Consider the following 16327-nt stretch of genomic DNA (forward strand, 5'->3'; position numbering starts at 1 on the left):
TCAATTATGATCCAGGTACATTTCTGTGATGTTGTCTGGGTGTTATTTTAAGGCCGCAGGTACCCCATAACCTTACAAGACCTGTGGTTTTACTAAAGGACACCCTATGAAAACCTCTCTGTTTAAAAGCCTTTACTTTCAGGTCCTGACAGCGATAGCCATTGGTATTCTCCTTGGCCATTTCTATCCTGAAATAGGCGAGCAAATGAAACCGCTTGGCGACGGCTTCGTTAAGCTCATTAAGATGATCATCGCTCCTGTCATCTTTTGTACCGTCGTAACGGGCATTGCGGGCATGGAAAGCATGAAGGCGGTCGGTCGTACCGGCGCAGTCGCACTGCTTTACTTTGAAATTGTCAGTACCATCGCGCTGATTATTGGTCTTATCATCGTTAACGTCGTGCAGCCTGGTGCCGGAATGAACGTCGATCCGGCAACGCTTGATGCGAAAGCGGTAGCGGTTTACGCCGATCAGGCGAAAGACCAGGGCATTGTCGCCTTCATTATGGATGTCATCCCGGCGAGCGTCATTGGCGCATTTGCCAGCGGTAACATTCTGCAGGTGCTGCTGTTTGCCGTACTGTTTGGTTTTGCGCTCCACCGTCTGGGCAGCAAAGGCCAACTGATTTTTAACGTCATCGAAAGTTTCTCGCAGGTCATCTTCGGCATCATCAATATGATCATGCGTCTGGCACCTATTGGTGCGTTCGGGGCAATGGCGTTTACCATCGGTAAATACGGCGTCGGCACACTGGTGCAACTGGGGCAGCTGATTATCTGTTTCTACATTACCTGTATCCTGTTTGTGGTGCTGGTATTGGGTTCAATCGCTAAAGCGACTGGTTTCAGTATCTTCAAATTTATCCGCTACATCCGTGAAGAACTGCTGATTGTACTGGGGACTTCATCTTCCGAGTCGGCGCTGCCGCGTATGCTCGACAAGATGGAGAAACTCGGCTGCCGTAAATCGGTGGTGGGGCTGGTCATCCCGACAGGCTACTCGTTTAACCTTGATGGCACATCGATATACCTGACAATGGCGGCGGTGTTTATCGCCCAGGCCACTAACAGTCAGATGGATATCGTCCACCAAATCACGCTGTTAATCGTGTTGCTGCTTTCTTCTAAAGGGGCGGCAGGGGTAACGGGTAGTGGCTTTATCGTGCTGGCGGCGACGCTCTCTGCGGTGGGCCATTTGCCGGTAGCGGGTCTGGCGCTGATCCTCGGTATCGACCGCTTTATGTCAGAAGCTCGTGCGCTGACTAACCTGGTCGGTAACGGCGTAGCGACCATTGTCGTTGCTAAGTGGGTGAAAGAACTGGACCACAAAAAACTGGACGATGTGCTGAATAATCGTGCGCCGGATGGCAAAACGCACGAATTATCCTCTTAATCTCATCACTTATGCCCGCACTCCCTTCCCCGAGTGCGGGTGTTTGCGCATAATTGACCCCTGTGCCTGAACTTACCACCTGGGTGAGTTCAGGTTTATTTCACTTCTTCCGTGACATTTTCATGTTCTTGCGGTCTAACACGAAGTGTTTTTAACGTCATTTAGACTGACCGACAACGGGCAGTTTTTTATTACCAGGATAGTTGATCAGGGGTTCACATGCAGGGCACAAAAATTCGACTTTTAGCGGGCGGTTTGCTGATGATGGCCACTGCTGGCTATGTGCAGGCAGATGCGCTCCAGCCTGATCCAGCATGGCAACAGGGGACGCTTTCCAACGGTTTACAGTGGCAAGTGCTGACCACCCCCCAGCGTCCCAGCGATCGTGTTGAAATTCGCCTGCTGGTTAATACCGGTTCGCTCGCCGAAAGTACACAACAGAGCGGTTACAGTCACGCCATCCCTCGTATTGCGCTAACGCAAAGCGGTGGCCTTGACGCAGCACAGGCGCGTTCATTGTGGCAGCAGGGGATCGACCCTAAACGCCCGATGCCGCCGGTAATTGTCTCTTATGACACCACGCTGTTTAATCTGAGTTTGCCCAATAACCGTAACGATTTGCTGAAAGAAGCGCTCTCTTATCTGGCAAATGCCACTGGCAAATTGACCATCACACCAGAAACCATCAACCACGCGCTGCAAAGTCAGGACATGGTGGCAACCTGGCCTGCCGATACTAAAGAGGGCTGGTGGCGCTATCGTCTGAAAGGGTCAACCTTGTTAGGTCACGATCCTGCCGATCCGCTGAAACAACCCGTTGAAGCGGAAAAAATTAAAGATTTCTATCAGAAATGGTACACCCCGGATGCAATGACGCTACTGGTGGTGGGAAACGTGGATGCGCGCTCGGTTGTCGACCAAATAAACAAAACGTTTGGCGAACTGAAAGGCAAACGTGAAACGCCAGCTCCGGTGCCGACGCTTTCTCCGCTGCGTGCGGAAGCGGTGAGTATTATGACTGACGCGGTGCGTCAGGACCGGTTATCTATCATGTGGGATACGCCGTGGCAGCCGATTCGTGAATCAGCCGCACTGCTGCGCTACTGGCGTGCGGACCTGGCCCGCGAGGCGCTGTTCTGGCATGTTCAGCAAGCGTTAAGTGCCAGTAACAGCAAAGACATCGGTCTTGGATTTGACTGCCGTGTGCTGTATCTGCGTGCGCAGTGTGCCATCAACATCGAATCACCAAACGACAAGCTGAACAGCAACCTTAATCTGGTGGCGCGTGAACTGGCGAAGGTTCGCGATAAAGGTCTGCCGGAAGAAGAGTTCAATGCGTTAGTGGCGCAAAAGAAACTGGAGCTGCAGAAACTGTTTGCCGCCTATGCACGAGCTGATACCGATATTCTGATGGGTCAGCGGATGCGTTCGTTGCAAAATCAGGTTGTCGATATCGCGCCGGAGCAATATCAGAAACTGCGGCAGGATTTCCTTAATAGCCTGACGGTAGAGATGTTAAATCAGGATCTGCGTCAACAGTTGTCGAATGATATGGCGTTAATACTGCTGCAGCCGAAAGGCGAGCCGGAATTTAACATGAAAGCGTTGCAGGCGGTCTGGGATCAAATCATGGCCCCATCTACCGCCGCTGCGACCACCTCTGTCGCCACGGATGACGTACATCCTGAAGTGACGGATATTCCACCTGCACAGTAATGCCTGATGGTGATGAGTTAGCACAACCATCAGGTATTTATGGATGAGCTGGATAGAGGGGTAACACTTTATCCAGCCTTTTGCATATGCTGCGTTTACGCTGGCATCGCCTCACGCGGGATAATCGCGCCGCGATACTGAATAACGGTACTTGCGGTCAGGTGCCCACGTTTCGCCGCGTCTTCCGCGCTGCCGCCTGTCAGACGTACCGCCAGATAACCGGCACTGAAAGAGTCGCCAGCTGCGGTGGTATCGATCACTTTTTCTTTCGGCAGTTTCACCGCCGGAACATCCACTAACCCTTCGCCAGCAATGGACACCAGGCAAGAATCCGCCCCGCGTTTCACCACCACTTCTTTCACGCCCGCGTTATGGGTGCGCGCAATGACGTCTTCCACCGGCTGTTGACCCCACAGCGCGTCTTCGTCGTCCAGCGTCAGGAAGGCGATATCCGTGCATTCCAGCATTTGTTGGTACACCTGCTGTGTCTCTTCTTTGCTGGCCCACAGGCGCGGACGATAGTTATTGTCGAAAATCACTTTTCCGCCGTTGGCGCGGCATTCGCGCAGCAGGGAAAGCAGCTTTTCGCGGCTGGTCGGGCTTAAGATCGCCAGGCTAATCCCGCTCAGGTAGAGATAATCGAAATTCGCCAGCTCTTCGCAAATCGCCGCAGACTGCTCACTCTCCAGCCAGAATTTGGCGGCGGCTTCGTTCCGCCAGTAGTAGAACGTACGCTCGCCGGTGCTGTCGGTTTCAATGTAGTAAAGGCCCGGCAGACGGTTTTCCATCCGTTGGGTCAGGGAAGTATCAACGTTCTCGCCGTGCCAGGCGTCCAGCATCTGCTGGCTAAAACTGTCCGTTCCCAGCGCCGTTACGTAATGAACGGTTAATGCCGCAGGATCGACCTGACGGGCGATATAGACGGAAGTGTTCAGGGTATCGCCGCCGAAACCGCGCTTAACGTCCGCGCCTTTCTCGGAAAGCTCAATCATGCATTCGCCAATCACGGCAATCTTTTTGGACATAGTCGTGAACCTGATCTGTAAAAAATTAGCGTTAGTTTGCGCTGTGGTGGTTTGCTGGTCAACCATATTAAAACAGTGTTCCATTATTTTTTTGAGCCAGAACGTATTCCTGAAAGATTCCGTTGTGGAGTGAGGAAATTTACCCCGGCCAGGCGGTAAAGTTCTGCCCTTACGCGCCGATAATCTTTGTCGAGTCCGGGCAGCATCACTTTTAAACACAGGACATCTTTGATGATAAGGCAGGTTATCCAGCGAATAAGCAACCCTGAAGCAAGCATCGAGAGCTTGCAGGAACGGCGTTTTTGGTTGCAGTGTGAGCGTGCTTACACCTGGCAGCCGATCTATCAAACATGCGGGCGGTTAATGGCCGTGGAGCTATTAACGGTGGTCACGCATCCCTTGAACCCTTCGCAACGCCTGCCGCCGGATCGCTATTTTACTGAAATCACCGTCAGCCATCGGATGGAGGTTGTGAAAGAGCAGATTGATTTGCTGGCGCAAAAAGCCGACTTCTTTATAGAGCACGGCCTGCTGGCATCGGTCAATATTGATGGCCCTACGCTCATCGCCCTGCGTCAGCAACCAAAAATCCTGCGCCAGATTGAGCGTCTTCCCTGGCTGCGTTTCGAACTGGTGGAGCATATCCGTCTGCCGAAAGATTCAACCTTTGCCTCGATGTGTGAATTTGGCCCGCTGTGGCTGGATGATTTTGGTACCGGGATGGCAAATTTCTCTGCGCTAAGTGAAGTGCGTTATGACTACATCAAAATCGCGCGAGAACTGTTTGTGATGCTGCGTCAGTCGCCGGAAGGACGCACACTCTTTTCTCAGCTTTTACATCTAATGAATCGCTATTGTCGCGGGGTGATTGTCGAGGGCGTAGAAACGCCGGAAGAGTGGCGTGATGTTCAGAACTCGCCCGCATTCGCCGCACAAGGCTGGTTTCTTTCACGCCCGGCACCGATAGAAACGCTGAATACGGCGGTTCTGGCGCTATAAGCTGCCTCATTTTCCGCCTGGCTGGACTATCTTTAGGACTGGCACAGGAAGAATATGAGGAAGCGAACGATGAGCAAGGCAGGCAAAATAACCGCTGCGATTTCAGGGGCTTTCTTGTTGTTGATTGTCGTGGCGATCATTTTGATTGCAACTTTTGACTGGAATCGACTCAAACCGACTATCAACCAGAAAGTCTCTGCGGAGTTGAATCGTCCGTTCGCTATCCGTGGCGATCTGGGCGTGGTGTGGGAGCGGCAAAAACAAGAAACTGGCTGGCGCAGCTGGGTGCCGTGGCCCCATGTACACGCGGAAGACATCATTCTTGGCAATCCACCGGATATTCCCGAAGTCACGATGGTGCATTTGCCACGCGTAGAGGCAACGCTGGCCCCGCTGACCAAAACGGTCTGACTGCCGTGGATCAAGCTCGAAAAGCCCGACGCGCGCCTGATTCGCCTCTCTGAAAAGAACAATAACTGGACGTTTAATCTTGCCAACGATGATAACAAAGACGCGAATGCAAAGCCGTCGGCATGGTCGTTTCGGCTGGATAATATTCTTTTCGATCAAGGGCGGATCGCCATTGATGACAAAGTAAGCAAAGCGGATCTGGAGATTTTTGTTGATCCCTTAGGCAAGCCGCTGCCGTTCAGCGAAGTTACTGGATCGAAAGGTAAAGCGGATAAAGAAAAGGTGGGCGATTACGTTTTTGGCCTGAAGGCGCAGGGACGATATAACGGTGAACCGCTCACGGGTACGGGAAAAATAGGCGGTATGCTGGCGCTGCGTGGCGAAGGGACGCCGTTTCCGGTACAGGCTGATTTCCGCTCTGGTAACACCCGTGTTGCTTTTGATGGCGTCGTGAATGACCCAATGAAGATGGGCGGTGTCGATTTACGGCTTAAATTTTCTGGCGATTCACAGGGTGATCTCTATGAACTGACGGGCGTTCTGCTGCCCGATACCCCGCCGTTTGAAACGGATGGTCGGCTGGTAGCGAAAATCGACACTGAAAAATCGTCGGTCTTTGATTATCGCGGTTTTAATGGGCGAATTGGTGATAGCGATATCCACGGTTCTCTGGTCTACACCACCGGAAAGCCACGACCAAAACTGGAAGGTGATGTCGAGTCGCGGCAATTGCGGCTGGCGGACCTGGGACCGTTGATTGGCGTTGATTCCGGGAAAGGGGCAGAAAAGTCGAAACGGTCTGAACAGAAGAAGGGCGAAAAAAGCGTTCAGCCTGCGGGCAAAGTGCTGCCTTATGACCGCTTCGAAACCGATAAATGGGACGTTATGGATGCCGATGTTCGCTTCAAAGGGCGGCGCATTGAGCATGGCAGTAGCCTGCCGATTAGCGATCTTTCTACTCATATCATCCTCAAAAATGCTGACCTGCGCCTGCAACCGCTGAAATTTGGCATGGCGGGCGGCAGCATTGCGGCGAATATTCATCTGGAAGGCGATAAAAAGCCGATGCAGGGGCGGGCAGATATTCAGGCTCGTCGACTGAAACTGAAAGAACTGATGCCCGATGTGGAACTGATGCAGAAGACGCTGGGGGAAATGAACGGTGACGCGGAACTACGCGGTAGCGGTAACTCGGTGGCGGCACTTTTAGGCAACAGTAACGGCAACCTGAAACTGTTGATGAATGACGGGCTGGTGAGCCGCAACCTGATGGAGATTGTTGGGCTGAATGTCGGCAACTACATTGTCGGTGCGATATTTGGTGATGATGAGGTGCGGGTGAACTGCGCGGCGGCGAATCTGAATATTGCCAACGGCGTGGCGCGCCCGCAGATTTTTGCTTTCGATACTGAGAACGCGTTGATTAATGTTACCGGCACGGCAAGTTTTGCTTCGGAACAGCTGGATTTGACTATTGATCCGGAGAGTAAAGGAATTCGGATTATCACACTGCGTTCGCCGCTGTATGTGCGGGGGACGTTTAAAAATCCGCAGGCTGGGGTGAAAGCCGGACCGCTGATTGCCCGTGGTGCTGTTGCTGCGGCACTGGCAACGCTGGTAACACCGGCGGCGGCGTTACTGGCACTGATCTCACCTTCCGAAGGGGAGGCTAATCAGTGTCGGACGATTTTGTCGCAGATGAAGAAGTGATGATAATTGCCGGATGTCTGACATCCGGCAATTAAACAGATTTAGATTGTTGGCAAAGTGTGCTTTGTTCATGCCGGATGCGGCGTGAACGCCTTATCCGGCCTACAAATCCTTGCGAATTCAATATATTGTATGGAAATTCAGGCCTGATAAGCGTAGCGCATCAGGCTTTTCACTCTTATTACAACGACTGATGTCGCGTCTCATGGGTCAGCAGCAGGGCGATTAACGTCAAGCCAGCCATCGCCGCCAGATATAACCCCACCGCACCTAGCCCGTAGTTAGTCTGCAACCAGGCTGCGATATATGGCGCAACGGAAGCCCCGAGAATCGACGCTACGTTGTAAGAGAACGATGCTCCGGTGTAACGCACTTCTGTCGGAAACAGCTCTGGTAACAGCGCACCCATTGGCCCGAAGGTCAGACCCATCAGACTTAACCCCAGCAGCAGGAAGGCAAAAACCAGAATCGGGTTGCCAGAACCGAGCAGTGGGTTAAAGGCGAACAGCGCGAACAGGATGATCAGCGTGGTGATGATTACCATGCTTTTACGGCGACCAAAGGCATCAGCCAGTAATCCAGCGACTGGCACCATCACGCCAAAACCAATAACTGCCATCATCAACATCCACAACACTTCGTTACGCGGCAGGCCAAGCCCAACTGGCGCGGCGGCGGTACTAAAGGTCATAGAGTAGACCGTCATGATGTAAAACAGCGTATAGGTTGCCAGCATAATGAACGTACCCAGTACGGTTACGCGAACATGTTTGGTCAGCAGCGTACCCAGCGGGATCTTCACCTGTTTTTTCGCTTTAGCGACTTTCTCAAACACCGGCGACTCATGCAGCGACACGCGAACATACAGGCCGATAATGACCAGCACCGCCGAGAAGATAAATGGCACACGCCAGCCCCAGCTCATAAACTGCTCGTCGGTCAGTAGCCAGGAAAGCAGCAAGAAAGTGCCATTGGCAAAGAAGAAGCCAATCGGTGCGCCCAGCTGCGGAAAGGAGCCATACAGTGCACGTTTGCGCGGTGGGGCGTTTTCAGTCGCCAGCAGCGCCGCGCCGCCCCATTCACCGCCTAAGCCCAGACCCTGACCAAATCGAGCCAGCGCCAGCAGCAGCGGGGCGAAAATACCAATCGTGGCATAGCCCGGCAGCAGACCAATCACCACGGTCGAAATCCCCATCGTTAGCAACGAGGCGACCAGCGTCGCTTTACGCCCAACGCGATCGCCAAAATGACCAAAAACGGCAGAGCCAATGGGGCGCGCGACGAAGGCGATGGCGAAGGTGGCGAGCGACTGTAGCGTTGCTGCCGTAGGATCGCCCTGCGGGAAGAAGATATGCGGAAACACAATAACGGCCGCAGTGGCGTAAATGTAAAAGTCGAAGAACTCAATGGCTGTGCCAATGAGAGAGGCGACAAGGACTTTATTACGCGAGTTGATCGGCGTGTATTCTTGCTCGTGGTCGAGTGTTGTGGCTGTTGCTTGCATAATCTTTTCTTATTTTTTGGCTAACGAATAGCCATATTACGCACAGCAAAAGTGATATTTCAATGTGTAACAAATCGCGGAAATGGTCAAAAATCAGGCAAAAAGGGGATAATGTTTAGGCCAGTGATTTTTCTTCTATGAAATGCTTCACATAATTTTATAAATAGTGGATAAAACTGGTTTCAGGTTAAATAAAAGTTACCAACTGGATTTATATGCTGGGGTTATGAGTTGGAATGAAATTGTTTGCTCCCAAATAGATGGCTGAAGAGGCTCTGGGGACGAGTTTCAAGAGGTTATGTGCGCATTATAGCCGGATGCGATGCTGGCGCATCTTATCCGGCCTACGGGGAGCCAGGCCGAATAAAATCGTATGCCGGATAAGGCGTTTACGCCGCATCCGGCCTATTTTAAGGCTGCGTTTTCCCCGGCATTCGCGGGTCGTCTTTATATTCGGCGGTGGCAATCCACGCCGCGCAAAACAGCGTCAAACGGGCGAAGAAGTAGAAAAATGCCATCAGCCCCAGCACGGAACCAAATGCTGCGCCAGAGGGGGATTTCATCAACGATGGCAGGGTGTAGGTCATCACGATTTTAATCACTTCAAAACCAATAGCAGCCAGAAATGTTCCGCGAATCAGGGCTTTTTTGCGCGGACGGTGGCGCGGCAACCGCCAGAAGATCCAGAAGAAAAGCAGATAGTTGGCGAAGATGGAAATCGCCAGGCCAATCAATCGCCACGTCGGTTTCAGCCACTCAATGCTGTTCAGGTGCAGGGCGCTAATAATCATTTGCTGCGCCGAACCGGCAACCGAGGTGATCGAAAGCGTCACAATCAGCGCAATCAACAAACCAATCAGCGAAATAAAATCACGCAGATATTTTACCCAGAACTTCTCCTGATCTTGCGGCGAGCGTTCCCAGACATCGCGCGACTGGGCACGAATCGCTTCACGCAGGTTACCCATCCAGTTGATGCCGGAATAAAGTGCCACCGCCAGGCCGACAAGCCCTACAGTCGTACGCTGCTGAACGGCGGTGTTGATGGTGTTTTTCAACGTGGCGGCTAGCGTCGGATCGCTGATGTTTTGCAGAATTTTGTCGAAGATATCCTGTAGCAACATCGGATGGGAGGCCAGCACAAAGCCCCCTGCGGCAAACGACACCATCAAAATCGGGATCATCGACAAAAATGAGAAATAGGTGATAGCCGCACCAAACTGGTTACCCAGCCGATCGTTAAAGCGTTCTGTCGCACGAATCAGGTGCGCAATAACCGGTTGGCGTTGGACTTTTTCGGCAGTGGTGGTGACGGTTTCCAGCGCCTGGCTAACTTTGCCGCCTTTCTCGCTATTATCCAACTGCTTAATCGGCTCGTGCTCCAGATCCTGGGTGGGACGTTTGATCTCGTTTTCCTGCGTCATCCGCTCTTTTGTCCTTCTGTCGTGGTCATTCTTAAAAAGTATAGTCGGTCAGTCCAGGTGCTCTTTCATTACGCCAGCCAGCCACTGCATAAACAGGTTTACACGCCGGGAAAGCTCCCGACGCTGCGGGTAAACCAGCGAAAGGGAGAGCGGCTCGGCACGGTAGCCTGGCAACACTTCAATAAGCCGCCCGGCACGCAGGGCTTCGCGCACGGCAATGCGCGGGATCTGAATAATCCCCAGACCGGCAAGACCGGCGGTGAGATAGTTTTCGCTACTGTTTACCGTCAACATGCCGCCAGACTTAAACCACTGGACGCCATTAACGCTGGCAACCTCAAAACCTAACGGATGTACACCCAGGTGCGGTGTATAACGCACTATTGCGTGTGAAGTCAGATCATCGGGGCTTTGCGGATAACCAAAGCGCGTCAGATAGTGCGGACTGGCACAGTTGACCATGGTCAGTTTGCCGAGGGGACGGGCGATAACGCCATCTTCCGGTAACGCGCCAGTGCGTATCACGCAATCAAAACCATCATGAAGAATATCTACCGGACGGTCATGGCTACTCAGTTCCAGCTCAATTCCCGGATGCAGATAGAGAAATTCCGACAGGCGCGGCAGTAACAGGCTTTTCGCGATTCCTGGCGGGATGTCGATGCGTAATTTACCGCTGATACTGGTGGCATCCTGTTGAAACAGACCGTCCAGTTCGCTGAGATTACTCAACACATCTTTTGCTCGTTGATAATAGGTCATGCCTTCTGGCGTGAGTTTGACCCGTCGCGTGGTGCGCTGGAGAAGCTGGGTGCCAAGTTGATGTTCCAGTGCCTGTATCTGGCGCGAAACACTTCCTTTTGGCAAAGCAAAGAAATCCGCCGCGCGGGAAAAACTTTCCAGCTCCGCGACTTTGATGAACAACTGCATTGCGTGAATTTTATCCATTTCTTTGACCGATTGTTATTCACAGCGAAACAGTAACGCGCATATCGCATTGTTTATTGTTTTTTCTAACATCTAATGCCGGGTTTCACAATGTTGTCATGACGAATGTGGCGATTTCTCAGCAGGAAAAGGGCGGAATAGCTTTCTGAGAAAGGTGAATCCCCCTAAACAGAGCGTATTTTTCAGCGATTCCCTTTAAAGTGAATAGAGGACGTGTTGGCTATTTGTGCTTATTTTTGTCTCATTGCCGTTTGTTATTTTTGCTTGTGGTCGCGGAGTTTCATTTTTAATTGCATGCGTACTAACCACCAATATAAGGAAATCCTCAAAATTGTTTTAAATAGTGCCCTCGACATGTAATTTCAGGCGTTTAGATGTAACTATTTATATCGGTAACTATTTTCTACGCGTCATCTCTGTAGAATGGCCACCGCCAAATGGCGAATTCTTATTTTTTCTCGCGGGTAATACCCTTCCACTACTTAAGTCTTTTTTTACGTATTCAGGTGGAGATTCAGTTATGCAAATAGTCATGTTTGACAGGCAGTCAATATTTATTCATGGAATGAAAATCAGTTTACAGCAGCGTATTCCAGGAGTGAGTATTCAGGGGGCCAGTCAGGCAGACGAGTTATGGCAAAAGCTGGAAAGTTACCCTGAAGCCTTAGTTATGCTCGATGGCGATCAGGATGGTGAGTTTTGCTACTGGTTGTTGCAAAAAACCGTGGTGCAGTTTCCTGAGGTTAAGGTGTTAATCACGGCGACGGATTGCAATAAACGGTGGTTACAGGAAGTTATCCATTTTAATGTGCTGGCCATTGTGCCTCGTGATTCAACCGTCGAGACATTTGCGTTGGCGGTAAATAGTGCGGCGATGGGGATGATGTTTCTGCCTGGAGACTGGCGGACGACGCCGGAAAAGGACATTAAAGATCTCAAATCGTTAAGCGCCCGCCAGCGGGAGATTTTAACCATGTTAGCGGCGGGCGAATCAAATAAGGAGATCGGCAGAGCGCTGAATATCAGTACCGGAACGGTAAAAGCGCATCTGGAATCCCTGTATCGCCGTCTGGAAGTGAAAAATCGCACCCAGGCGGCAATGATGTTAAATATCTCCTCCTGAAGAAGATAATTTTACAGCCAGCAGGAAGTTAGCGGCTGGCTGTAAAAATATTATGGTTCGCCGTACAAACCAATTAAACGGCGTACCACACCGTTAGTCCAGCCAAACCCATCCTGCAACGGATACTCGCCACCGCCGCCTTCGCGGGGAACACCATCGGCAATATGGTATTTCTCGATCATTTTGTGCTGTTCCAGATAGAACTGATTCACCGTTTTCAGCCAGCTGCGCGCGATTTCATCACCCAGAAGGTCATCGCCATACATTTTAAATCCCTGAATTGCCATCCATTGTAACGGTGCCCAGCCATTGGGTTTATCCCACTGTTCACCGGTTTCGTACTCGCTTGCCAGAATCCCGCCAGGTGTCAGTAACCGGCTGCGTACGGCGTTTGCCAGACGATCGGCCTGTTCATGGTTCGCCATGCCGACATAGAGCGGCACAATGGCGGCAGCGGAAAACAGCGCCAGTTGTTCGCGTCGCCAGTCGTAATCGCGGTAGATGCCGTTTTCATCATCCCAGAGGTAACGGTTTACCGCATCGCGACGGGCACTGGCCTTCTGGCGGAACAGCGCTTCTGTCTCTTTCTCGCCTTTCAGCGCCGAGATGTTGGCGATGGCGCTCTCCAGTTTAAACAGGAAGGCATTCAGATCGATGGGGATGAACTGGGTGGTACGAATGCTCGCCAGACGACCAGTATCACGCAGCCAACGGGAAGAGTAATCCCAACCTGAGGCCGCTCCCGCGCGTAAATCGCGGTACACCTCGTTGGGCGGGCGACCAGAATGTTTCGCGGTTTCAACGTCCTCAAGCCAGGATTCGTCACGCGGCGTGTCGCGATCGTCCCAATAACGGTTGAGCAGCGATCCGTCCGGCATCCGCACAACATGGCGATAGGCCTGATTAGGGATCAACGATTCTGCACCGTCCATCCAGAAGGCATATTCCATTTTAAGGTGGTCGAGATAGCGGCGCGCACCGCGTACACCATCTTCTTCAAACAACTCCACCATCAGCGCAAAAACCGGTGGTTGCGATCGGCTCAAATAATAGGTGCGGTTGCCGTTGGGGATGTGACCATAGTTTTCGATCATCCAGGCGAAGTTATCGGCCATGCATTTCAGCAAATCTTCCCGACCACTTTCCGCCAGCCCCAGCATGGTGAAATAGGAGTCCCAATAGTAGGTTTCGCTAAAACGGCCGCCCGGGACAATATATGACTGCGGCAGCGCCAGTAGAGAAGACCACGGAATGTGATCCTGTGGTTCGCGGGTTAGCACCGGCCACAGCTGGTCGATATGCTCTTTCAGGGAATTTTGCGGGTCCGATACATACTCGCTGGAGTAGACCTCCGGCAGCCAGAAGTGATTTTCAACAAACTTGCGCAAGTCAAAATCACGATGACGGCGCACTTTACGGTAGCGGATTAAAATATCCAGCGGGTCCATTTTGGGTGCGCAGTCGGGAAAGGTTTTACTGTCGGGGAAAATTTTCGCCGACTGAACATGCTCGAACAGTTCGAGATAGCGATCGGCAGGCGTCAGCGCATCAGAGGCGGGCAGCCCTTCAATCATCTCGGGTTCCGGTTCTGCCTCGATCATCTCATCCAGTTTTAATTCATACGGGTCCAGCTCATAGCAGAGATCGACTTCGATCATCAGTTCGTCTGGATTAGGGTTTTGAATTTTCTGATTGAGCATAAGGATCCAACCTCCGAAATTCGTCGCTAATTATCGGGCTTTTCTTTAAGGGTAGTCATTCGCTCCGCCTGGTGGGCGACAAAGCGTGCGGTGGATCACGTTTATTAACCTGTCAAAAAATATAACGCACTAATATCCATGGAATTTATAAAAATACGGATTTCGTGTTGTTTTTCATTTTCAGAACATTCAATCCTGCTCTCGCCGCAATCATGATATGCCATTCCTGATCTGGGTAATAGGCACAGGCTATCTTATTGATAGTTTATATTCATGTAATTGATTGATTCCTATCAAAAAGCGTATCTCACTGTTTTTTATGATGGCTTTGTCTCGCAGAGACGTTTGCAGCATTCTGGAAAATTTTCTGGGTCACAATAACTCACCACCGTGAGGGAAGAATAATGAAAATGGTCTCACGTATTACCGCGATCGGCCTGGCTGGCGTCGCGATTTGCTATTTAGGGTTATCTGGTTATGTGTGGTACCACGATAATAAACGCAGTAAACAGGCCGATGTTCAGGCATCTGCTGTCAGTGAAAATAATAAGGTTTTAGGCTTTCTCCGCGAAAAAGGATGCGACTATTGCCACACGCCTTCGGCAGAATTACCCGCCTATTATTATATTCCTGGCGCGAAACAGTTGATGGATTACGACATTAAGCTTGGATATAAATCTTTTAACCTCGAGGCCGTGCGTGCGGCACTGCTGGCTGATAAACCCGTTTCGCAAAGCGATCTGAATAAGATTGAATGGGTGATGCAGTATGAAACTATGCCACCAACGCGTTATACCGCGCTACACTGGGCGGGTAAGGTGAGTGATGAAGAGCGGGCGGAAATACTGGCCTGGATTGCAAAACAGCGCGCGGAATATTACGCCAGCAATGATACTGCTCCGGAGCATCGCAATGAACCGGTGCAGCCCATCCCGCAAAAACTGCCTACCGATGCGCAAAAAGTGGCGTTGGGCTTTGCGCTGTATCACGATCCCCGTTTATCGGCTGATAGCACCATTTCATGCGCTCATTGCCATGCGTTGAATGCGGGGGGCGTCGATGGCAGAAAAACATCGATTGGTGTTGGTGGCGCAGTTGGGCCGATTAACGCGCCGACGGTATTTAACTCAGTATTTAACGTTGAGCAGTTCTGGGATGGTCGTGCGGCAACATTGCAGGATCAGGCTGGTGGACCGCCGTTGAACCCGATTGAAATGGCGTCGAAATCCTGGGACGAAATTATTGCTAAGCTGGAAAAAGATCCGCAGCTTAAAGCGCAGTTCCTCGGCGTCTATCCGCAAGGTTTCAGTGGCGAAAATATTACTGATGCCATTGCTGAATTTGAGAAAACATTAATTACGCCGGATTCCCCATTTGATAAATGGTTGCGTGGAGATGAAAATGCGCTGACGGCGCAACAGAAAAAAGGCTATCAATTATTTAAAGATAATAAATGTGCAACTTGTCATGGTGGTATTATTCTCGGTGGACGTTCCTTTGAACCGTTGGGGCTGAAAAAAGACTTTAACTTTGGGGAAATTACGGCGGCGGATATTGGTCGTATGAATGTGACTAAAGAAGAGCGTGATAAATTGCGTCAGAAAGTACCCGGTTTACGTAACGTTGCTTTAACGGCACCGTACTTCCATCGTGGTGACGTGCCGACGCTGGACGGGGCGGTGAAACTGATGCTGCGCTATCAGGTAGGCAAAGAGCTGCCGCAGGAGGATGTGGATGATATCGTAGCTTTCCTGCACAGTCTGAACGGGGTGTACACGCCGTATATGCAGGATAAACAATAATTAATTTGATCGCCCGAACAGGAATGTTTGGGCGATTTTTATTACGATAATAAAGTCTGTTTTTAATATTATCATGTTAAATGTTTATATTATAAAAAGTCGTTTTTCTGCTTAGGATTTTGTTATTTAAATTAAGCCTGTAATGCCTTGCTTCCATTGCGGATAAATCCTACTTTTTTATTGCCTTCAAATAAATTTAAGGAGTTCGAAATGGACCAGAAGCTGTTAACGGATTTCCGCTCAGAACTACTCGATTCACGTTTTGGCGCAAAGGCCATTTCTACTATCGCGGAGTCAAAACGATTTCCGCTGCACGAAATGCGCGATGATGTCGCATTCCAGATTATCAATGATGAATTATATCTTGATGGCAACGCTCGTCAGAACCTGGCCACTTTCTGCCAGACCTGGGACGACGAAAACGTCCATAAATTGATGGATTTGTCGATCAATAAAAACTGGATCGACAAAGAAGAATATCCGCAATCCGCAGCCATCGACCTGCGTTGCGTAAATATGGTTGCCGATCTGTGGCATGCGCCTGCGCCGAAAAATGGTCAGGCCGTTGGCAC

Annotated in this window: 11 protein-coding genes and 1 pseudogene; 7 read left to right on the plus strand and 5 right to left on the minus strand. The window is 51.0% G+C overall.

What is annotated here, in order from left to right; translation table 11 throughout:
- Nucleotides 1–106 precede the first annotated feature (106 nt).
- On the plus strand, nucleotides 107–1393 hold the full coding sequence (gene dctA / locus K0778_RS16280) for a C4-dicarboxylate transporter DctC (RefSeq protein ID WP_000858214.1): 1287 nt from the start codon (nucleotides 107–109) through the stop codon (nucleotides 1391–1393).
- Between the two features lie 219 nt (nucleotides 1394–1612).
- A complete protein-coding gene (locus K0778_RS16285) occupies nucleotides 1613–3109 on the plus strand; it encodes a pitrilysin family protein (protein WP_001163141.1) in 1497 nt (498 codons plus the stop codon).
- Between the two features lie 95 nt (nucleotides 3110–3204).
- Here K0778_RS16285 and kdgK read toward each other — a convergent pair whose 3' ends face one another.
- On the minus strand, nucleotides 3205–4134 hold the full coding sequence (kdgK, locus tag K0778_RS16290) for a 2-dehydro-3-deoxygluconokinase (RefSeq protein ID WP_000037562.1): 930 nt from the start codon (nucleotides 4132–4134) through the stop codon (nucleotides 3205–3207).
- Between the two features lie 231 nt (nucleotides 4135–4365).
- Here kdgK and pdeH point away from each other — a divergent pair, with 231 nt between their 5' ends.
- The gene (gene pdeH, locus K0778_RS16295) at nucleotides 4366–5133 is read left to right on the plus strand and encodes a cyclic-guanylate-specific phosphodiesterase (protein ID WP_001295219.1); all 768 of its coding nucleotides are present in this window, start codon (nucleotides 4366–4368) and stop codon (nucleotides 5131–5133) included.
- 69 nt (nucleotides 5134–5202) lie between these two features.
- Nucleotides 5203–7254: pseudogene (locus tag K0778_RS16300) on the plus strand (AsmA family protein).
- A 181-nt stretch (nucleotides 7255–7435) separates the two neighbouring features.
- Here K0778_RS16300 and K0778_RS16305 read toward each other — a convergent pair.
- The 3 genes from K0778_RS16305 to K0778_RS16315 form a co-directional block, all read right to left on the minus strand.
- The gene (locus tag K0778_RS16305; RefSeq protein ID WP_001149003.1) at nucleotides 7436–8758 is read right to left on the minus strand and encodes an MFS transporter; all 1323 of its coding nucleotides are present in this window, start codon (nucleotides 8756–8758) and stop codon (nucleotides 7436–7438) included.
- 410 nt (nucleotides 8759–9168) lie between these two features.
- Nucleotides 9169–10182: an inner membrane protein YhjD gene (yhjD, locus tag K0778_RS16310; RefSeq protein WP_000191257.1), complete on the minus strand. Its 1014-nt coding sequence runs from the start codon at nucleotides 10180–10182 to the stop codon at nucleotides 9169–9171.
- Nucleotides 10183–10230: 48 nt separating this feature from the next.
- The gene (locus tag K0778_RS16315; RefSeq protein ID WP_001343446.1) at nucleotides 10231–11130 is read right to left on the minus strand and encodes a LysR family transcriptional regulator; all 900 of its coding nucleotides are present in this window, start codon (nucleotides 11128–11130) and stop codon (nucleotides 10231–10233) included.
- A gap of 520 nt (nucleotides 11131–11650) precedes the next feature.
- Between K0778_RS16315 and K0778_RS16320 the strand changes: the two genes are divergently transcribed.
- Nucleotides 11651–12253 carry a response regulator transcription factor gene (locus K0778_RS16320; RefSeq protein ID WP_001167676.1) on the plus strand — a complete coding sequence of 201 codons (603 nt, stop codon included), beginning with the start codon at nucleotides 11651–11653 and terminating at the stop codon, nucleotides 12251–12253.
- A 50-nt stretch (nucleotides 12254–12303) separates the two neighbouring features.
- Here the strand turns inward: K0778_RS16320 and K0778_RS16325 are convergent, their stop codons facing one another.
- Nucleotides 12304–13953 carry an alpha,alpha-trehalase gene (locus K0778_RS16325; RefSeq protein ID WP_000934218.1) on the minus strand — a complete coding sequence of 550 codons (1650 nt, stop codon included), beginning with the start codon at nucleotides 13951–13953 and terminating at the stop codon, nucleotides 12304–12306.
- 404 nt (nucleotides 13954–14357) lie between these two features.
- On the opposite strand from K0778_RS16325, the gene ccp reads away from it, so the two are divergent.
- On the plus strand, nucleotides 14358–15755 hold the full coding sequence (gene ccp / locus K0778_RS16330) for a cytochrome c peroxidase (protein WP_000784825.1): 1398 nt from the start codon (nucleotides 14358–14360) through the stop codon (nucleotides 15753–15755).
- 210 nt (nucleotides 15756–15965) lie between these two features.
- On the plus strand, nucleotides 15966–16327 hold a 362-nt coding region (locus tag K0778_RS16335), incomplete at its 3' end, for a pyridoxal-dependent decarboxylase (protein WP_001392784.1).

The organism is Escherichia sp. XD33 (assembly GCF_019375075.1).
GTDB lineage: Bacteria > Pseudomonadota > Gammaproteobacteria > Enterobacterales > Enterobacteriaceae > Enterobacter > Enterobacter flexneri_A.